Source organism: Roseofilum capinflatum BLCC-M114 (assembly GCF_030068505.1).
In the GTDB taxonomy this organism is placed as follows: Bacteria; Cyanobacteriota; Cyanobacteriia; order Cyanobacteriales; family Desertifilaceae; genus Roseofilum; species Roseofilum capinflatum.
Genome location: NZ_JAQOSO010000092.1, coordinates 62,783 through 83,143, shown reverse-complemented (window position 1 = coordinate 83,143; position 20,361 = coordinate 62,783). Strand labels below are relative to the sequence as shown.

The window sequence follows — 20,361 nt, the reverse complement described above, 5'->3', positions numbered from 1 at the left end:
TCCGATTCCTGATGATCGTCTATTATGGCTGTTGTAACGTGCAAGCTGTTTCTTGGCAATAGGGATCGATACAAAAATCACCCTTGAATTGGGAATTAAAGATTAAATTTTGGAAGTCTTGAAGCCATGAATTAATATTAAGCCTTTATTCTATAAAAACTTAGGCGATCCAGATTCTTTAAGTATATGCCCATGAGTCCTGTTTTAAACCCTGAATTAAACATGTATCAAAAAAGACATTGGTGTTATCCATCTTTACAAACCATTTTTATTCTTCCCTTTCTACTCGAAATTTTGATCGCCGTTGGGTTAGTGAGTTATTTTTCTTTCCGCAATGGACGAAAATCAGTAGAAAAGATTGCTTATGAGTTACTCGATGAAACCAGCGATCGCGTCCAAGAGAAAATTACTCATTTTTTATCCATCCCCGAAAAGATCCTATACCATCATCAAGAGTTGGTGAATCAGAACTTTCTGGATTTGCAAAACCTAGATGCATGGGTTCCTTATTTGTGGAGTCAATCTCAATATTATCAATCTGAATTTATCAGTTCGATTCAGGTAACTAATCTAGACGGGGAATATCGAGCCGCAGGAGCCAGTCATGATGCTCAAGGCACAGTTCAGTCCGGGATTGCTGTTGTCAAAAAACAAAATAATTTTCAGATGAATATTTATTATGATTTAGACTCTTTCTTTTCTAGAAACAATCCAGATGAAGTCCGAGGCTATTTTGCAGTCAAGAATCGTCCTTGGTTTAAGGCAGCTATAGACAATCAAGGCATGGTGTGGACAGATGTTTATGCTCGCTTTATTCACAACCAAAACTTAACCATTAGTTTATCCAGTCTACTATTCAGACCCGGAACCGATCAAATTGAAGGCGTTACCTCAGTTTTAGTCGATATCCAGTATCTTAAAAACTTTTTGCAGTCTCTTAACCTGAGTCAAACCGGCCAAGCCTTTATTGTCGATCAATCTGGTCAACTGGTTGCCACCTCATTAGAGGAAACATTAGTTGTAGAAAACAATGGAGAAATTGCTCTAGTCAACGCCATCAATAGTCAAGATCCCATCACTCGAACTATTTCTAAATACATAGAAATACACAGTCATGATTTCACTAAATTCGAGCCATTAGAACTCTCTAGTCTCAAGATAAATCAACAAAAATATTTCATTAAAACCATATTATTTTCCAATAAAAAAATGAATTGGTGGATTGTTCTGGCCATTCCGGAATCCGATTTTATGGCAGAAATTAATCAGAATACTCGCAACACTATCAAACTCTGTATTTTAGCTTTATGTGGAACGATTGTGATTGGCATCTTGACTGCTCGTTGGGTGACCCAACCCCTGACTCATTTAAATCAGTATGCTCAAAAGGTAGCTCAAGGTGATTGGTCAAGTTCTCTAGAGTTGAATCGCCAAGATGAAATTGGAGAACTGGCCCACTCTTTCAATCATATGATTAAAGAATTGAAAACATCGTTCTCAACAATTCAAGACAATGAACAGCGCGTGCAGCAATTTTTGGAGTCAATTCCATTAGGCGTTGCGATTCATAACTTAGATGGAACAATTCATTATATTAATGAAAAAGGTCGTCAACTTTTGCAAATTAAGTCCGATAAATCCATGGAGTGTTCGCTTCTCGAAATGAATCAATACTACCAAATTTATAAAGCGGAAACGGATCGACTCTATCCCCCAGAAGAATTACCTGTCTCTAAGTCTCTTTTGGGAGAAAAAGTGTACTCAGATAACTTAATTTTTAAGCAAGAGAATCAGACGATCGAGGCCGAAGTATGGACGACTCCGATTTATAATCAGCAAGGAGAAATTATTTATGCGATCGCTGTTTTTCAGGATATTACCCAGCGCAAACAAACCGATCGCATTCTGCGGGACTATAATCACACTTTAGAAACCAAGGTTCAACAGAGAACGGAACAACTTTATTATGCCAAAGAAGTTGCTGAAGTTGCCAACAGAACAAAGAGTCTTTTTTTAGCGAATATGAGTCATGAATTGCGCTCTCCTCTGAATTCAATTTTAGGCTTTTCCCAGCTCATGGTGCGTTCAGAAAATCTGAGTACCGAACAAGAAGAGAATCTGCAAATTATTCATCAAAGTGGTACATATCTCCTCAGCCTGATTAATAATGTTCTCGATTTATCTAAGATAGAAGCGGGAAAAGTGAGCTTGAATTTGAATGATTTTAATTTGTATACTTTACTGAAAGAGATTGAACAAAGCTTTCAAGATAAAATCATTTGTAAACAATTACAATTTAAGATTCATTGTAACCCTGGAGTTTCTGAATATATTTGCACAGACAAAGTTAAATTACGTCAAATTTTAACGAATCTTCTGAGTAATGCTTTTAAGTTTACTGAAACGGGGAGTATAGAGGTAAGAGTCGAGCAATACACTTCTTCTGAATCAACCCAACTGGAGTTTACTGTATCGGATACTGGACAAGGGATTGCGGCTGAAGAATTCCCTAATTTGTTCCAACCCTTTGGGCAAACTCAATCGGGAAAAAATCATAAGGAAGGTACCGGTTTAGGACTATCAATTAGTCAAAAATTTATTCAATTGATGGGGGGAGACATTAGGGTAGAGAGTGAAGTGGGTCAGGGGACTAGGTTTGTCTTTATGATTAAAGTTACGCCCAGTTCTACTGATCAAATGATCGATTTGAAGGTGACACCAAGAGTGATTAAATTACAAGCAGGCCAACCCAATTATCAGATTTTAGTGGTTGACGATCAACCGAACAATTGTAAATTGTTAACTAAGTTTTTGCAACCGGTGGGATTTTATGTGAAAATGGCTCACACTGGGGAAGAGGCGATTAAAATTTGGCGGCAATGGCAACCGGATTTAATTTGGATGGATATGAGAATGCCGGTTATGGATGGCTACGAAGCGGTTCGTCAGATTCGAGCGCAAGAGGGGGAGCGAAAAACGATTATTATTGCTCTGACTGCAAGTATTGTGGAGGAGGAAAAAGCCTTAAGTTTATTGGCTGGATGTGATGATGTGGTGTCTAAGCCTTTTGAAGAAGATCTGATTTTCCAGATGATGGCACAATATTTGGGGGTACGTTATGTTTATGAGCAAGAGAGGCAGGATCGGCGATCGCCCAACTCCGATGTTGACCACCCACTCACCCCAGAGGATTTACAACGTCTGCCAGTACAATGGCGACAAGAAATGGCACAAGCCACCCTTGAACTGAACGATCGCCAGGTGCTGCACCTGGTTGAACAGATCCAATCCACCAATCCAGACCTTGCCGAAACCCTGATGCAGTTAATGAACGACTTTCGCTTCGATCAAATCAGTGAGTGGGTTTCAACTCATTCTTAATCATTAATTCTCTGATTGGGTGGGGGAGCCAGCACCGTTAAGCTCTTGGGAACACATTCGACTTCAATCGGAGTTGTACCAATAATTTCTCCATCTAAGACCACTTTTTGATCGGGATGAGTGGCAACTTTGACCTTGCGGGTGCGGACTCCCAGGGTATCTTCCCGTTGAATGGGGGTTTTTGTCAGTCCAGAACCGAATAAGTCAATCATGGCATTCACGGTGGCCAATTTGGTCTCAGCCGTAATAATCACTACTTCTAATAAGCCATCATCGGGAATCACTTGACCCATCCCTTGGGCCATCACGGAGGTGGGAGGAGCCGCATTAGCAATGGTGATCGCTCCCGCTTGGAAGGTTTTCAACACGCCATCGATTTCCATTTCCACCTCGAAGAGTTCATGCTCTCGCACTTGCTTCCATCCGGCCATGATATAGGCCAGGGGGCCCCAACGGGTTTTGGCTTCCCGGTCTGCTTTTTCAATCGCTCCAGCTTCATAACCGACACCGGCTAAGAGGATCATGGGTTTGCCGTTACATCGCCCCACATCAACGACGCGAGTCATCCCAGTCACAATCACATCGCAGGCGGTGCGAATGGGGGTTAAGTTAGAAATAATACCCAAAGCATTGGCAAAGGCGTTAGCGGTTCCTCTGGGAATCACGCCTAGGGGGATGTCTGTGCCCATTAAGGCTCCAGCGACGGCTGATACGGTTCCGTCCCCTCCAGAGGCAATAATCATATCGACTTTTTGGGCGATCGCCGTTTTTGCCAAGTCTTCTGGACTGCGATCGGGGGTTGTCATCGATACCGTAAGCTGGAAATAGGGTTCCAACAACTGCCGAATCAATAACAGGTCTTGTCGAGAGTTCCCTTGACCGGAAACCGGATTAAAAATTAAGTGAGCGGTACGGGTGCGTCGCAGACTGGTAATGACCGCTTCTGCTGTCGATAAGTTAGTCGCAAGCGCCACATTATGCACTTCACAAATCCGCAGCAGCGCATGAATATCCGGTTCGTGGGGTTGGGCGTAAAGGGGGTCAATCAGGAAAATCACCGCTCTTACTTCGCCTGTGGCCACTTGCGAGGCAATTTGGGCATCCCCCCCCAAGGGCCCGGATAACATCCGCTCTACGGTTAATCCGGTGGCGGAGGCGATACGTTCTCCGGTGGTTCCGGTGGCAATCAGGGGATAGCAAGAGAGCAACTTGGCGTGTTTTTGGGCAAACTCAACGATATCGTCTTTCTTGCTATCGTGGGCAATGAGGGCAATTTTTTGAGACATGGGGAATGGGTAATCGTAATCGGTAGGGGCAGGTTAGTTCAACTCTCTAAATTCTCACCCATAACTTCTGTAAACCTGCCCCCAATCGGGAGGAATCAGGTTAAGAAATTGGGGAGGTGGGATTAAGTTCTTGGTGGATATTTTGGATCAGAGGGTTCAGGGTTTGTCGATAGCCTAACCAAGCGGCGATCGCTTGGGCATCATTAGCAGCATTTTGCCGCAGCAGGGCAACTCCATCTTCAAATCTGAGAATACCATAACTGCGCTGTTGTACTAGAGTATCAATCAGGACTACATTATAGTAAAGTAAGTGTCGTTGTTGGGGAAAAGCCCCTTGATAGCGTTGCAGCCGCCACAGATCCGCCACTAAATACTCTACTGGTTGGCGATCGCCCGGTTCATAGCTAAAGTCAATCCCCGGTAGGCCAATAATCTCCTGCCTTGCCGAAAGATGGGGAAGAATTTCCTGGGTTGCTGACACACTCGCATCCAGTGGAATTTCATCAATAATCGAGCGAATCTTTCCCCCATGTTCCCATTGTTCGGGTAAAGAAACAAACACCCAGGGATCAATCGAATCGGGAATGAGAAAATAAAACGTCTGACTCGGATTAGCCGTAATCGTCAGCAGAATAGACACCACCATACAAGCTGACCAAATCTTCTGAAATCGAGGGGTTAACGGCTGAGGATAAAGCCGATGGCGATGGCGAGTCCCATGATTTAATCCTTGTCCAGCCCACCAGAGAATCGCCCCATAACATAAACCCGGAACCATCCCCATAGCAGAGGGCATCGTCATCCCTAGTACCGATAATTCTTGACTTAGGAGTAAGAGCAACACAGGAAACCCAGAAATACACCAAGCCGCCGGAGCAACAGCCGGAATAAATGCCAAGGGTAATCCCTGATGCAGTAAATAGATTAGGGTTTTTCCTGGAGGATAAATCACATCCCAAACCAATAACCATGGCTGGGAAATTATTCCCAAAATCACTTGTAAGACTGAGGTTTTAGGGGTATTGACATATTGCCCAAATTGATCGATCAGTGACTTCTGATTGAGATGATCAGAAATTTGAGGCATAATGAAATGAGTCACCGTTAAAATATAGGCAATACTGGCAACACATAATCCAATTCCTAAGCGAGGATAGCGTTGGCTAACTCTTAAATAAACGCCGACTCCAAACACAATCAAACCCGCATCTTCGCGCACCCCTAAGATCCACAAAACCAGAAGTACAAACAGCCACCACCACCGTTTTTCTAAGGCAAGTAAGGCACTAAAAACCAACAGGGGCAGTTGAGCGATCGGGTGAAAATTGCCTAGGGTTGGCCCCCATACAGCCGTGGCACTATAAAAACTACAGGCAATCATCCCAGAGACTGGAGGATTCAGGTACTCTCTAGCTAACGCATACAGGACTAACCCCGCCGCCGTCACCCAGGAAACTTGAATCACAATCAACGTCACGCCATGGGGAAAGAGAGCATACAGGGGCAACCAGAGGAGCGTTGCCGGTGTAAAGTGCTGCCCCAGATAGTTGTAGGTTACCGTAGGAACTCCGCCCCCATCGATCGCCTCTGCGGAGAGCATGGAAGCCAGAGAAGTCTGGAAAAACCGACCCTGGAGACTGTTCCAGAACATCTGATTGAATAATCCCTGATCGGTAGTGGAGTAAAAGGTGTAATGGCGGTTTAACGTCAGGGTGAGGCTAAACAGGAAAAAGGCGATCGCCATCCACAAAACCCGTCTCAGACTTGAAGACTTTGGTTTCAGCACTTCAGACATGGGGGGATTTGAGTTTAACTCCCTGACACGATACAAGAATAGACCCCATTGTATAGCACTGCCCCAAGAGATGAACGCGCTTTAGGCGATCGCCATGGGGATTATTAGGTTAATATAATAGCTAAAATTATAATTTAGCCAAAAGACCATAGACCCTAATGCCACTAAAGCTACACGGTTATCAAATCAAGGAAAAAATTTATCAAGGAGAGCGAACCTTAGTCTATCGGGGACTTCGGACTTCTGACTCCATGAGAGTAGCGATCAAATTTCTCCGCAATGAATACCCCGGCTTTAGCGAATTACTACAATTTCACAATCAATATACCATTGCTAAAAACCTGAACTCAAGTGCCATTGTCACCCCCTTAAGCCTAGAACGCTATGGCAATGGCTATGCCTTAGTCATGGAAGACTTGGGCGCTATTTCTCTCGACAAAGCCATACAAAACTATGGCTCATTCACTTTAGAAAACTGTTTACAGATTGCCATTCAACTCGCCGACATCTTACAAGAATTAGACCGCAACCGAGTCATTCACAAAGACATCAAACCTGCCAACATCCTCATTCAGCCCGAAACCCAAGAGGTTAAACTGATTGATTTTAGTATTGCCTCCCTACTGCCCAGGGAAGCCCAAGAAATTAAAAATTTTAACGTCTTAGAAGGAACCCTCGCCTACATTTCTCCCGAACAAACCGGGCGCATGAATCGAGGCATCGACTACCGCAGCGACTTCTATTCCCTAGGCGTAACCTTATATCAATTACTAACCGGAATTCTACCCTTTAGTAGCGATGACCCCATGGAATTAGTACATGGTCACATTTCCCAACAGCCCATACCTCCTGCTGAAATAAGAAACAAAAAGTCCAATATCGAAATCCCGCCCATCGTTTCCGATATCGTCATGAAACTGATGGCCAAAAATGCCGAAGACCGCTATCAGAGTGCCTTGGGATTAAAATTCGATCTTGAAGCTTGCTTGCAGCAATGGCAAGAAACCGGAACAATAGAACCCTTTGAGTTAGCCACACGGGACATTACCGGGCGCTTTCTGATTCCTGAAAAACTCTACGGCAGAGAAGCAGAAATCCAAACCTTACTCACCGCCTTCGAGCGAGTAGCAGAGGGCAACACCGAAATGATGCTAGTCGCCGGATTTTCCGGAATTGGCAAAACCGCCGTTATTAACGAAGTTCACAAGCCTATTGTGCGGCAGCGCGGCTATTTTATTAAAGGAAAATTTGACCAGTTTCAACGCAATATTCCCTTTAGCGCTTTCGTCATTGCCTTTCGGGATTTGATGCAACAGTTATTAGGAGAATCAGACGCTCAGTTAGACCAGTGGAAAGAGAAAATTCTGGCCGCCTTGGGGGAAAATGGGCAAGTGATTATTGATGTGATTCCAGAGTTAGAGTCCATTATTGGCCAACAGCCCCCAGTTCCCGAACTCTCTGGCAATGCAGCGCAAAATCGTTTTAACCTATTATTTCAGAAATTTATTCGAGTTTTTACTACTCCTGAGCATCCCCTTGTCATTTTTCTCGATGATCTACAATGGGCAGATTCAGCTTCTTTGAAGTTGATGCGACTGCTCATGAGTGAGAACAAGATGGGTTATTTACTTTTGCTAGGAGCCTATCGAGATAATGAGGTCTCTCCCGCTCACCCGTTCATGTTGAGTCTAGATGAGATGGGCAAATTGGGAGCGAAGATGAAGACCATAACACTTGCGCCCTTAAGTGAAACCGATCTAAATTTATGGGTCGCCGATACCCTCAGTTGCACCCCAGAACTGGCCTGGTCTTTAAGTGAATTAATTTATCAAAAAACTAAGGGAAATCCCTTTTTTACAACCCAATTTCTCAAGGGATTGCATCAAGAAGGTTCGATTGCCTTCGATCGCGATTTGGGCTATTGGCACTGCGACCTAACCACCGTGCAACAGTTGGCCTTAACGGACGATGTGGTGGAGTTTATGGCCACTCGGCTGCACAAGCTACCCAAAGACACCCAGGAGAGTTTGAAGTTAGCCGCTTGTATTGGCAATCAGTTTGACTTGCAGACGTTGGCGATTGTCAGCCAACGGCCTCAGACGGAAGTCGCTACAGCTTTGTGGAAGGCTCTGCAAGAGGGCTTAGTGTTGCCCCTGGGCCAGACCTATAAGTTTTTCCAAGATCCCCCTCAATCACCTTGGGAAGGGGGGACTAAGGGAACGGAAAAAGCTGATGATATCTCAGTAGGATATAAGTTTGTACACGATCGCGTCCAACAAGCCGCCTATGCTCTGATTCCCGAAGATCAACGGCAAGTTACCCATTACCACATCGGACAACTCCTACTGCAACAGATCCCCCCAGCAGTCAGGGAAGACCGTATTTTTGAATTAATTAATCAATTAAACTATGGGACGGCTTTAATTACCAAGCAACCCGAACGGGATGAACTCGCCCAACTCAATCTAGTTGCCTGTCGCAAAGCCAGAGCCGCAACTGCCTATCAAGCGGGTCAGGACTATGCCCGGACGGGATTATTTCTATTGGGAGAACACCCCTGGCAGGGGCAATATGAAATGAGTCTAGAGTTTCACGAACTCGCCGCCGAATTGGCCTCCCTATGCGGTGACTTTGAGGAAATGGAACAGTGGGTCGAGACGGTCATCAAACAGACCCGATCGCTACTGGAAAAGGTTAATGTTTACCGGATTAGAATTCAAGCCAAGATTTCCCAGAATCAACTGACCGAAGCTATTGCGATCGCCCTACAAGTGCTGCAACAGTTTGACACTCCCCTTCCGGCCAAACCGACGGATGATGATATTCAACAAGCCATTGCCGAGATCGGACAACTGCTGGGAGACCGGGAAATTGAAGACTTGATTCACTTACCAGAAATGAGAGATCGGGAAAAAATGGCGATCGTACAAATTGCCAACAGTATCATACCGGTCGCGTATATTGCTGCGCCTCCCTTCTTCCCCATCCTGATTTGCTTATCGGTGAAACTCTCCATCCAATACGGCAATACATTAGCGTCAGGCTTTGGTTATGTTTGCTATGGAACTATTGCTTGTAACCTGTTGAAAGATGTGAGCGCTGGAGTCAAATTTGGCCATTTAGCTCTAGAACTGGTGTCTCAACTCGATGCCAAAGCAATTAAACCAGAAGTGACCAACGCGGCCGGTTTGTTCCTCTTGCACCGTCAATCTCATCTTAAAAATGTGCTTGCACTGCTACAAGAGAGCTATAGAAGTGCCCTTGAAGTAGGTAATCAGGAGTTAGCCGGATATTGCGCCCAAAATGTATGTCTCAATTCCTTTTGGTGCAGCCAGTCCCTGGCCGATTTAGAACAGCAAACTCGTGTGTATTGCCAGGGTTTGATGCAATTAAATCAAGTGACAACAGCCAATTACTGTCGCATCTATTGGCAATCTATCTTAAATTTTCAGGGTCTAGAAGAGTATCCTAGTATTTTGTCTGGGCAAGTGTTGGTTGAAGCAGAATTTATGCCGGTGCTGACTGCTGCCCATGACTGGTTTGGGTTGTATTTATTTCATTTATATAAGTTGATGCTTTCCTATGTCTTTGGCCAAATAGAATCGGCTCAAGAACAGGCAGTTACGACCCGCCAATATTTAATCGCTGGCGTGGGGATGGTCAGCGAACCGGCATTTTATTTTTATGATGCTTTGACCGCTCTGGCCAATTGGACAGGGGAACCGGAGCCATTAGAGCGGGTGGAAGAAAACCAAACCCAACTGCAAGATCAATGGGCCCGTCATGCCCCCATGAATCACCAACATAAAGTGGATTTGATCGCAGCCGAAAAAGCGCGAGTTTTAGGCAATAGGGCAGAGGCGATCGAACTTTACGATCGCGCCATAGCCGGAGCCAAAGAAAACCAATTCTTACAAGAAGAGGCTCTAGCCAACGAACTAGCGGCTAAATTTTACCTCGATTGGGGTAAAGAAAAAGTCGCCCAAGTCTATATGACGGATGCCTACTATGCCTACGCTCGCTGGGGTGCGAAAGCCAAAACCGATCAACTCGAACAACAATATCCCCAACTGCTCTCTGCTATTGTGCAACCCCCCCGCTTACAACTGATGAAGGGTCAAACGGTTGCTTCTACCTTAACGCGAACCGCGAGTTCGAGTAGCAGCAGCACCGGTTTCATGCTGGACTGGGCAACAGCGATGAAAGCGGCTCAATCTTTATCGAGCGAAATCCACCTAGATAAACTGATTTCGAGCTTAATGAAAGCGGCGATGGAAAATGCGGGAGCCGATCGCGCCATTCTGCTTTTAAACCAACAAGACACTTGGCAAGTCGTCGCCCGATATACGCTCCAGATGAGCCAGTTGCATTCAATGCCAATAGAGGACGATATGGCCCTCCCAACGAGTGTGATGAATAAGGTCAAACGCACTCAAAAACCGACGATTGTTAACGATGTTTCTCGCGAACCTCAGTTGGCGGGCGACTCCTATTTGTTGCAAGACCCACCAAAAAGTCTCCTGTGCGCCCCGATCCTGAATCAAGGTAACGCGATCGGCATTCTCTATCTGGAAAATCATGTGGCGGTGGGAGCGTTTACCGGCGATCGCATCGAACTGCTGAATCTGCTCTGTTCCCAAGCAGCGATTTCCCTAGAAAATGCCCGTCTCTACGAACAGTCCCAAGACTATGCCCAGAAACTGGAAGAATCTTTAGCAGATCTGCAACAAGCCCAACTGCAACTGGTGCAAAGCGAGAAAATGTCGGCTTTGGGCAACTTGGTGGCTGGAGTTGCCCACGAAATCAATAATCCTGTGGCATTTATTGCGGGAAATATCAACCCAGCCCAAGAATATTTAGAAGACTTGTTCAGATTGATTGACCTGTATCAGGAAGAATATCCAGAGCCGAGCGAAGCCATAGAAGAAGAAATCGAAGCGATCGATTTAGAGTTTATCAGGGAAGACTTACCCCACCTGATTGCCTCCATGCGAGAAGGAACCAATCGCATCGGCCATATTAGCGATTCTCTACGGATATTTTCCCGTGTGGACAAAGATTATAAAGTCCCGTTTGACCTGCATGAAGGGATCGACAGTACATTGCTGATTCTCAAACATCGCCTGAAAGCCAATGAAGTGCGACCCGCGATTGAAATTGTCAGAGACTATGGAGAACTGCCAGAGGTGCAATGTTTTCCCGGACAGCTCAACCAGGTGTTTATGAATCTGATTGCTAATGCGATCGATGCCCTAGAAGAAACCAATCAGGGGCGCAGTTTTGACGAGATTGCCGCTAATCCCAATCAGATTACCCTTAAAACCTCAGCCACGGCCAAGGAGGTGACCGTCCGCATTACTGATAATGGGATCGGAATGCCTCCAGAGGTAAAAGAGCGCATCTTCGAGCAGGGGTTTACCACCAAAGCGGTGGGCAAAGGCACAGGGTTAGGCATGGCGATCGCCCGTCAAATTATCGTAGAAAAACATGGTGGTACAATTATCTGTAACTCTGAATTGGGCCAAGGCACGGAGTTTATAATTCACCTGCCTGTATAATATCAAATCTATTTATTTGCGCTACAGAGATCTGTAGGGGCGGGTTATACCCAAATCTTGTAGACTGACAACTATTTTTGTATTCATGTCTGCTTGCGGAAACCCGCCCTCCCCCACTGCTCTTAGAACAACGTATAGATAAACGGTGCAATCACCGAAGCTTGGCTAAGGATAATCAAAGCACCCACCATCACCAAACTAATAATCAACGGCAACAACCAATACTTTTTCCGCTCCCCTAAAAAAGCCCAAAGATCCTCAAAAAATTCCATATACAAAACTCCAATTGGTTTAACTTAAAACTTAACTAAAATGGATATTCTAGACTCTTCGCCGGTCTAGGATGGGACGGAATTCGATAACTTTCCACCGGTTTACGCCATTCCCGACGCATAGGGTCACCTCCAAACTTTTTCCGTAGAAACCCCATCGGCGCAATCATCCCATAAAAAATAATCCCCAAAATTACGCGGGTATTAATCCAACCCATCATCATCCCAAAGCGGGCAAAAACCTGATAAAACGGGTCGAGGGTTTTGGGGGCAATTAACGCCCAAGCCCAGAAAATACCCAGCACAATCCAGGGCCAGGTTGCACTACTATGACCGAGTATCAAGGGCCAGATAATACCGAAAACTAAACCCACCATTATCCCAAACAGGAGACCAAATTGGCGCAGTTCTTTTGTATTGAGTTTTTTGATTGGATGCATAGTGATTAATGATGATTTTTACTTGCTTTTCTGAGGGGTTAAGATCCCCCTACTTATTAAGGGGAGATATAGCTAGTCTAAATGAATTGTGCAACTGGAAATGCCCTCTCCCTATATCCCTCTCCCACGGGAGAGGGACTTCTGCTCCCCTTCTCCTGCGGGAGAAGGGGCCAGGGGATGAGGCGCAGTCGTTATATAACTCATTTAGGTTTGCTATAAACCCCTAATCTAACTCAAACTCCGTCTTCCAAGACTCATCTTTCTCCCAAGCGGGTTGGTCAGTCTTAGCCAACAAGAAGTTTTCCAGAACCAGATAATCCATCTCAGTCCGCATGAAGCAGCGATAAGCATCTTCTGGAGTACAAACAATGGGTTCTCCGCGCACATTAAACGACGTATTTACAATCAGACCGCAACCCGTAAGCTTATCAAAATGATTAATTAAGCTGTGATAGCGGGGGTTGGTTTCCTTGTGAACCGTTTGGATACGCGCCGAATAGTCTACGTGGGTAATGGCGGGAATTTCAGAGCGAGGAATATTGAGCTTTTCAATGCCAAACAGTTGCTTTTGCTCCTCTGTCATCGGAATACGCAACGATTCCTTCACTGGAGCCACCATCAGCATATAGGGACTGGGGCTATATTGCTCGAAATAGTCCGATACGCGCTCGGCCAACACGGAAGGAGCAAAGGGACGGAACGATTCCCGATACTTAATTTTCAGGTTCATCACCGATTGCATTTTCGGCGACCTGGGGTCACCAATAATGGAGCGTCCACCCAAGGCACGGGGGCCGAATTCCATCCGCCCTTGGAACCATCCCACCACATTGTCAGTAGCTAGAATTTCCGCTAACCGAGGCATGAGTTCGGCATCATCCAGGCGCACATAGGAGGCTTTCACCAAGTCCAGATAGTCCAGAATTTCCGCATCGGAGAATTTTGGCCCTAAGTACGACCCGCGCATCTGGTCTTGTACGGGAGCGGCTATTTTTTCTTGGCTCAAGGTTCCCACGGTGGCGGTGGCTGTTTCTTTAGCACTGCTGACCATCACCGGTACTTTCTCGGCTGTTACGGTGCGGGGCATACTGTGGTATTCATACCAAGCAGAAAGAGCCGCTCCCAAGGCTCCACCCGCATCGCCAGCGGCCGGTTGTACCCAAACTTCCTTAAAGCCACATTCGCGCAAAATGCGACCATTGGCCACACAGTTGAGAGCCACACCACCGGCTAAACAGAGGTTTTCGACTTGGAGTTCTGTTTTCACCGTATTGGCTAGACGGAGAACCACATCTTCGGTCACCCATTGGATGGAGCTGGCGATATCCATTTCGCGCTGACTGATGGGGGTTTCCGGTTTCCGAGGAGGGCCGCCAAATAGGTCATCAAACTTGCTGTTGGTCATGGTGAGACCGGTGGCATAGTTGAAGTAATCCATGTTTAACCGGAATGTGCCATCTTCTTTGACATCAATCAGGTTGCTGAGGATGGTGTCAATATATTTGGGTTCCCCATAGGGCGCGAGTCCCATGAGTTTGTATTCCCCAGAGTTGACTTTGAAGCCGGTGTAGTAGGTGAAGGCAGAATAGAGTAAACCCAAGGAGTGGGGGAAGTCGATTTGCCATTGGGGAATGAGCTGGTTTCCTTCTCCGAGCCAGGCGGTAGTGGTGGCCCATTCGCCGACCCCATCGAGACAGAGAACGGCAGCCCGTTCAAAGGGACTGGGGAAGAAGGCAGAGGCTGCGTGGGACTGGTGATGCTCGGTGAACATCAGTTTGGGCAGCTCGGTTTTCTTGCACTGGCCGATTTCTGAGAGTTCGGTTCTTAATACGGTTTTCAGATAGAGCTTTTCTTTTAACCAGACGGGCATGGCGGCCAGGAATGACCGGAACCCTCTGGGGGCATAGGCTAGGTAGGTTTCTAGGAGCCGCTCAAATTTGAGTAGGGGTTTGTCGTAGAAGACGATATGATCTAGGTCACAGATCGTGGTTTGGGCCATTTCCAGGCAATAGGCGATCGCATGTTTCGGAAACCGTGGATCGTGTTTTTTGCGCGAAAATCGCTCTTCTTGGGCTGCGGCTACGATTTCACCATCGCAGATGATCGCCGCCGCGCTATCGTGATAAAACGCTGAAATTCCTAGGATCTTCATATTAGTTCACCCCTACGCCAGTTAATTTAAGCCAATTTTGGGATTTTTTTGGGATCATGAATAGAGATTGTAACTTAGGGTTTACTCTATAAGCACTGCGATCGCTTGTTTCTGGGAAGACGAACATGGGTTCGCTCCTATCTTGTCTGGGACTACCTTAATGATTACGATCGCTGGGCAGACCCTTCAGGTGTGTTTATTTTGTAAACTTTCTTAATGATTAAACCCACAAAACCTCTCAAAGTCAATAAAATCTCTCAAATTGCCCTCCTCTTGCTCTGCTGGATTGGCATTCCCTGGATTACCGTTGAGATAGCCATGATCCTACTCGATCCCGTTCTCTTCAAGGGTTTCTACCAGTATGACCCGGATATGGGATTTCGGGTGAGACCCAATATGTTAGGCTCCAACCGGTTTGGATTTAACGACCAAGACTATCCCCTCGAACGTATCCCTGGCACAGCCAGAATGGTCATTGTTGGCGATTCCTTCAACTGGGCGGGGGGTTTAGAGGGGAACTATACTGCTTTACTCGAAAATCAGTTCGCTCAAACCCCAGATTTACCCCCCGTAGAAGTCATTAACGCGGGTTATCCCATGACCCATGCCGGGGAACAGTTAATCATGTTGCAAAAGTTCGGTTTGCAATATCAGCCCGATTTGGTGGTTTTGGGTGTCTTTGTCGGCAATGATTTCATTGATGCTGACCCCTACCGCAAGCGAATTGTGGTTAATGATACGCAAATTGACATTGATAAGCGTAAGGAAATCCAGATCTTAGGCTATCCGATTATTTTCAAGTCTCGCCTCTGGATGTTTATTGAGCAAAAATATAAGGTTTTTCGAGAAACAGCCACCCTTGAACAGCCAGCATGGGCTAACCCACCAGAGGAGCAGGGAACATTTACAGAAGAAACCTTCTTAAAAATTCAACGCGCTCGATTAGAGTTTTGTAACCTCAAGGCCCACGCAGAAGGGAAATATGATGATAGAATCGAATATCTGTTTGAGAGCATTGCCCAAATCAAGCAACTTTTGGCCGAGCGCCAAATCGATTTTAAGGTAGCGATTTATCCCGATGAATTTCAAGTCAATCAAGCCTTAGCCGATCAACTCTTTGAAACCTATGGACTCAATCGCGAAGAGTACGACCTAGAGTTGATGCAAAAGTTGCTGATTGACTTTCTGGATAGAGAAGGAATCCCCTATATTGATATGCTCGATCGCTTCCGTCAAGTTGGAGAAACCGAAACCTTATATTTGCTCAGAGATACCCATTGGAATCTCGCCGGTAATCAATTGGCATCAGATATTTTATATCAAAATCTATTAGACTATGTTAAAAATTAATAAAAAAGACCATAAAATCAAAGGGTCATCAAAACTCAATATTCGTAAATTCATCAATTGGGGATTTTTAGGGCTTCTGTGCATCGGTGTGCCTTTGCTAACGGCAGAATTGTTTATGATTGTAGCAGAACCCTATCTGTTTAAGGGCTTTTTTCAGTACGATCCAGACCTGGGATTTCGAGTGAATCCAGATACTCCTGGAACCAACGAATATGGGTTTAACGATCGCGACTACCCCCTAGAGAAAGCACCGGGGAATTACCGCATTGTGGTGATTGGAGATTCCTATAGCTGGGCAGGGAATTTAGACGGAAACTATACGGCAATCCTCGAAAAACAGTTTGAAGACTATTATGGAGCGCCTAAAGTCGAGGTGATTAATGTGGGATTTCCCATGGCTGATCCACCCATGTATTTAGGGATGCTGAAAAAATATGGGCTAAAGTTTAGTCCCGATTTAGTCGTGTTGGGCTTTTTTGTGGGCAATGATTTACATACCCCGGTGAATCAAAAACGGATTGTTCTTAATGATACGTTTATTGATATCGATCGCACCAAAGAAGTGAAGCTCTTCGGATATCCCTTAATCGGCAAATCGAGAGTTGGATTATTTTTACAGCAGCGCTACCGTATATTTCAGGAGCAACTGAAACTGCAACAAGCACAACAGCAAACTCAAGGGAAGTTTGAACTGATAGAAAGCGCGATCGCCCAAGACACTCCCGATCCTAATCCTAGTCCAGACCCTCCAGCTCTGTACTCAGAACAAACATTTTTAGAGATTGAACGGTGGAAACTAGAAATAAATAACATTCCTGACTATGAAGCGGGAAAATTTACCCCTCAGTTTGAATATTCCTTGCAAGCCGTGGTAGAAATGGCAGAAATCTTAAAAGCAAAAAATATTCCTTTTTTGGTCGCGATTTATCCTTCAGAATACCAAATCGATCAAACGTTGGCGAATAAAATTTTTACTGAGTATGAACTCAATCCTGAAGATTATGATTTAGAGCTGCCGCAAAAAGTAGTGATTGAGACTTTGGAAGCTCATGGTATTGACTATTTGGATATGTTAGAGCCATTTCAAGAAGCGGGAAAAGAACAAGTTTTGTATATTTTGCGCGATACCCATTGGAATTTAACGGGCAATCAATTGGCGGCGAATCTGTTATTTCAGAGGTTACAGCCAGAAGTGACAATTAACAATTAACAGTTTTTCTGGGAAGGTGCTTGGCAAAGGAGTGATACCCCTCTTCTGTCACTCTTGGAAATTCTGACGAATTTCCGTCATTACAGCCCGCGATCGCGAAGCGAAACGGAGTTTTATCTCTAAAGAATGAATTTCCTGCTTCGTGGTGGGAAGCAGCCCAACGACATCAGTTGTTATATTCGGACAGTTTCAGAAATTTGCAATACTAAACGAGACAATCTTTAATCGTTCCATGGGGTAAATATGCGCTTTGCTGTTTGTGTGGTTGTCGCGATCGCGATCTCCGTTGCCACCGTCCTGCTGCTCGTCCATCCTGCCGCTGCCAATGGCTTTCCGCCGATGGCCTTATTGTTCCCATTGCCGCTCTTTGCCTCGTTGGTGAGCTTTGGGGCAGGGTTTCTCCTCATCCTCGTTTGCGAAGCCTTGACTTTGCATAAGCGAGAAACAATTGTTGCTTGGTATGCCTTTCGTTTGGTGACAGAAGCCAATTTGTTGTCAACCCTAGCAGGCGCTGCCGTGTTATTTTTCTTTTTCATCGGATTCTTTGATATTTCTATATCTTTATGGACTAACCCGATCTTGTTCCTGAGCATTGGCTTCAGCACTGCTTGCTTTCTCAAACGCTTTACCTACCTGAAACACAGATCTCCTCTCTTCTGGAGTGGAGTTTGGATAGTCTTGCTGTACGTTGATGGGCTGTTGCTGGTGGTGTTGGGTGTTAATACCGAGGGACTGTTCCTTACCTTATTGAAATTCTTAGGTGTCGCGGTCTACTTTGCCATTGGTTTCTTCCTCAGCTTGATCGTCGAAGGTGCATGGTTAGGGTGGCGTTTGCCGCCAGGGAAAACTTTAGGCAAAACCCTGCTGATTATGAACCTCCGCTCCTACGCCTACATTGTGATCCCCATTACAGTGGTCATGCTAATCATGTAGAGGTAAATCACATTCAGCAGTTGGTCAGTAGCTAGATTATCCTTCTTAACCTGGTTCACAAATTTTTCGATACTCTCTGTTACTTCTGCTTGCGCTGCCTCCCAATTGTTTGGGCGATCTTGCTGAAAATGAGCCTCAACAATCTGCTTAAGCGATTCTTTGGTCAGAACGGGCATTCGCAAGCGCAAACACCGCCGCAAAAAGGCTGGAGGAAAATCGCGCTCGCCATTACTGGTCATCACGACTAAGGGAAATTCATAGCATTGAACTTTACCATTGATAATGCCTGCCTTAATTCCCTCATCATTATATCTGGGCATTGGCACGGTTATTGTCTTACAGATCATGATTGTAGGCGCTGCTATTCGCTCTCGCAAACGTCATTAGGGAAATTAGCTTTAATTGATATCAAATCCCCCGATCTTACTGGAGTGGGAGCATCTTGCTCCCTAAATTTTTAATTTCGGATTGCGTCCAACCTGAAGATCGTTAATTGAGATCGCGTCAGTAACAATTATTCATTTTTGTCCGGTCTAGAATCCAGTAAAATGAAGCCAGTCCATTCGGATTACATCAATATTATTGCCATCTAAGATTCAAGGTGAGTATGGCCCATGAAGTTGGAATCCCACCCGTTTATTAGTTATTTTGAACCCGATCAAGTGGCTCAACTGTGCGATCTAGCCAATATCATCGAGTTTGACCGACCGACTGTCATCTTTGAAGAAGGTGAAATTCCAGATGGACTCTATCTGGTTTTAGCCGGTCAAGTAGAATTTAGCAAGATGATCGATACCGAGAAACACCAAACGATCGCCTTGGCTAAGGAAAATGATTTTTTTGGAGAATTTGGAGTCTTAGATGGCAAACCGAGGAGCGCCAGAGCAATGGCCGCTGAAGAAACAATATTAGCGAAAATTCCCCAAGATAAGCTGATGGAAATTTTACAAAATAGTAAAGGGGAAGTGGTTTTAGCTGTCTTCCGGCATATTATTCACCATATTCGCATCACTACGACCCAATATGTGAATCAAATTGTCCATAAACAAAAAATGGTGTTGGTGGGAGAAATGGTGAATACTATTATTCATGATTTCAAAAGTCCTTTCAATGGGATTCAGCTCTCCAGCTCCATGCTCAAAGAAATGCACGACGATGAAGACACCCAAGAATGGTGCGATCTGATTCAAGCGCAAATTACTCGCATGTTGGGGATGGCCGAAGAGGTTCTAGAGTTTTCTAAGGGTCATTCGACTCTCTATCGGCAACCGATGCAAGTCTCGGAGTTATTTAAGCAGTTTGAAAAGCTCAATCGAGTTTACTTGCAGTCGGCTAATGTGGAGTGGGTGACGGAGATTGAGCCAGTGGAAATTTATGCCGATCTCAATAAGCTGTTGCGGGTGCTGCAAAATATCGTGACCAATGCGATAGAAGCGTTTGAAGGCAAGGGGGGACGCATTGAAGTGACGGCGAAAAGCCAGGCGGAATGGGCGGTGATCCAGATTCGGGATAATGGCCCAGGAATTCCCAAATCGATTCAAGAACACTTCTTTGAGGCTTTTGTCACCCATGGGAAACGGGGGGGAACTGGGTTAGGAACGGCGATCGCCAAATCTATTATCGATGCACACCAGGGCGAGATTAGCTTTGAATCTCAAGATGGACAAGGCACAACCTTCACCATTCGTCTCCCTCGATAATCCACCAAGTCAGCTTCTCATAATGGTTCTAGTCGTTTCCATAAAAAATTCTGATGAAAAAATATAGGGGTGGGGGGTGACACCCCTCATTTGTGTGTTATATTGAATTTGATGCACCCTGATGGACGCCCACTCGTGGGGCGTTTTTTTATTTTAAAAGCGCTACGAGCTACGCGCTGGTGATAGATAGAGCGCGTAGGACTAGGGAAAAGTTTGTTCTTACAGCACTTTCCGCTATCGCGGACATGAATGCGCCCTCTGTGGAGAATGGGGGAATGGGGGAA

At 45.4% G+C, this 20,361-nt stretch carries 12 protein-coding genes; 6 read left to right on the top strand and 6 right to left on the bottom strand.

From position 1 onward, the window contains the following. Positions 1–222: 222 nt before the first annotated feature. Positions 223–3,381, top strand: coding sequence for an ATP-binding protein (locus PMG25_RS17680; protein WP_283768213.1), 3,159 nt, complete (start codon positions 223–225; stop codon positions 3,379–3,381). Here the strand turns inward: PMG25_RS17680 and mgsA are convergent. Both mgsA and PMG25_RS17670 read right to left on the bottom strand, forming a co-directional pair. Further along, entirely contained in the window at positions 3,378–4,667 is a 1,290-nt protein-coding gene (mgsA, locus tag PMG25_RS17675; RefSeq protein WP_283768212.1) for a methylglyoxal synthase, read from the bottom strand. The genes PMG25_RS17680 and mgsA overlap by 4 nt on opposite strands. Before the next feature lie 100 nt (positions 4,668–4,767). Further along, positions 4,768–6,462 (bottom strand): DUF2079 domain-containing protein, encoded by a 1,695-nt coding sequence (locus PMG25_RS17670; protein WP_283768211.1) that lies wholly within the window; start codon positions 6,460–6,462, stop codon positions 4,768–4,770. Positions 6,463–6,620: 158 nt separating this feature from the next. On the opposite strand from PMG25_RS17670, the gene PMG25_RS17665 reads away from it, so the two are divergent. After that, positions 6,621–12,020 (top strand): trifunctional serine/threonine-protein kinase/ATP-binding protein/sensor histidine kinase, encoded by a 5,400-nt coding sequence (locus PMG25_RS17665; RefSeq protein ID WP_283768210.1) that lies wholly within the window; start codon positions 6,621–6,623, stop codon positions 12,018–12,020. A gap of 122 nt (positions 12,021–12,142) precedes the next feature. Here PMG25_RS17665 and PMG25_RS17660 read toward each other — a convergent pair whose 3' ends face one another. From PMG25_RS17660 to PMG25_RS17650, 3 genes are all read right to left on the bottom strand, one after another. Further along, positions 12,143–12,292 (bottom strand): DUF5989 family protein, encoded by a 150-nt coding sequence (locus PMG25_RS17660; RefSeq protein ID WP_271942356.1) that lies wholly within the window; start codon positions 12,290–12,292, stop codon positions 12,143–12,145. A gap of 35 nt (positions 12,293–12,327) precedes the next feature. Next, on the bottom strand, positions 12,328–12,732 hold the full coding sequence (locus tag PMG25_RS17655) for an SxtJ family membrane protein (protein ID WP_283768209.1): 405 nt from the start codon (positions 12,730–12,732) through the stop codon (positions 12,328–12,330). A 223-nt stretch (positions 12,733–12,955) separates the two neighbouring features. Further along, on the bottom strand, positions 12,956–14,884 hold the full coding sequence (locus tag PMG25_RS17650) for a carbamoyltransferase family protein (RefSeq protein ID WP_283768208.1): 1,929 nt from the start codon (positions 14,882–14,884) through the stop codon (positions 12,956–12,958). 216 nt (positions 14,885–15,100) lie between these two features. Here PMG25_RS17650 and PMG25_RS17645 point away from each other — a divergent pair, with 216 nt between their 5' ends. The 3 genes from PMG25_RS17645 to PMG25_RS17635 all read left to right on the top strand — a co-directional run bounded on the left by PMG25_RS17645 (position 15,101) and on the right by PMG25_RS17635 (position 18,377). Then, positions 15,101–16,234, top strand: a complete 1,134-nt coding sequence (locus PMG25_RS17645) for an alginate O-acetyltransferase AlgX-related protein (RefSeq protein ID WP_283768207.1) — start codon at positions 15,101–15,103, stop codon at positions 16,232–16,234. After that, positions 16,221–17,444, top strand: a complete 1,224-nt coding sequence (locus tag PMG25_RS17640) for an alginate O-acetyltransferase AlgX-related protein (RefSeq protein ID WP_283768206.1) — start codon at positions 16,221–16,223, stop codon at positions 17,442–17,444. Before PMG25_RS17645 ends, PMG25_RS17640 begins: the two co-directional genes overlap by 14 nt. A 243-nt stretch (positions 17,445–17,687) precedes the next feature. After that, positions 17,688–18,377, top strand: a complete 690-nt coding sequence (locus tag PMG25_RS17635; protein WP_283768205.1) for a hypothetical protein — start codon at positions 17,688–17,690, stop codon at positions 18,375–18,377. On the opposite strand, the gene PMG25_RS17630 is transcribed toward PMG25_RS17635, so the two are convergent. Then, complete coding sequence (locus PMG25_RS17630) at positions 18,335–18,703, bottom strand: MoxR family ATPase (RefSeq protein ID WP_283768204.1); 369 nt, start codon at positions 18,701–18,703, stop codon at positions 18,335–18,337. The two genes, PMG25_RS17635 and PMG25_RS17630, sit on opposite strands and share 43 nt — an antisense overlap. 288 nt (positions 18,704–18,991) lie before the next feature. Between PMG25_RS17630 and PMG25_RS17625 the strand changes: the two genes are divergently transcribed. After that, positions 18,992–20,077, top strand: a complete 1,086-nt coding sequence (locus PMG25_RS17625) for an ATP-binding protein (RefSeq protein ID WP_283768203.1) — start codon at positions 18,992–18,994, stop codon at positions 20,075–20,077. Positions 20,078–20,361: the final 284 nt, after the last annotated feature.

Excerpts from the sequence above, each read along its gene's own strand:
- PMG25_RS17640 (WP_283768206.1), top strand. The coding sequence starts at position 16,221 with ATGTTAAAAATTAATAAAAAAGACCATAAAATCAAAGGGTCATCAAAA.
- PMG25_RS17645 (WP_283768207.1), top strand. The coding sequence starts at position 15,101 with ATGATTAAACCCACAAAACCTCTCAAAGTCAATAAAATCTCTCAAATT.
- mgsA (WP_283768212.1), bottom strand. The coding sequence starts at position 4,667 with ATGTCTCAAAAAATTGCCCTCATTGCCCACGATAGCAAGAAAGACGAT.
- PMG25_RS17625 (WP_283768203.1), top strand. The coding sequence starts at position 18,992 with ATGAAGTTGGAATCCCACCCGTTTATTAGTTATTTTGAACCCGATCAA.
- PMG25_RS17680 (WP_283768213.1), top strand. The coding sequence starts at position 223 with ATGTATCAAAAAAGACATTGGTGTTATCCATCTTTACAAACCATTTTT.
- PMG25_RS17660 (WP_271942356.1), bottom strand. The coding sequence starts at position 12,292 with ATGGAATTTTTTGAGGATCTTTGGGCTTTTTTAGGGGAGCGGAAAAAG.
- PMG25_RS17650 (WP_283768208.1), bottom strand. The coding sequence starts at position 14,884 with ATGAAGATCCTAGGAATTTCAGCGTTTTATCACGATAGCGCGGCGGCG.
- PMG25_RS17655 (WP_283768209.1), bottom strand. The coding sequence starts at position 12,732 with ATGCATCCAATCAAAAAACTCAATACAAAAGAACTGCGCCAATTTGGT.
- PMG25_RS17665 (WP_283768210.1), top strand. The coding sequence starts at position 6,621 with ATGCCACTAAAGCTACACGGTTATCAAATCAAGGAAAAAATTTATCAA.
- PMG25_RS17670 (WP_283768211.1), bottom strand. The coding sequence starts at position 6,462 with ATGTCTGAAGTGCTGAAACCAAAGTCTTCAAGTCTGAGACGGGTTTTG.
- PMG25_RS17635 (WP_283768205.1), top strand. The coding sequence starts at position 17,688 with ATGCGCTTTGCTGTTTGTGTGGTTGTCGCGATCGCGATCTCCGTTGCC.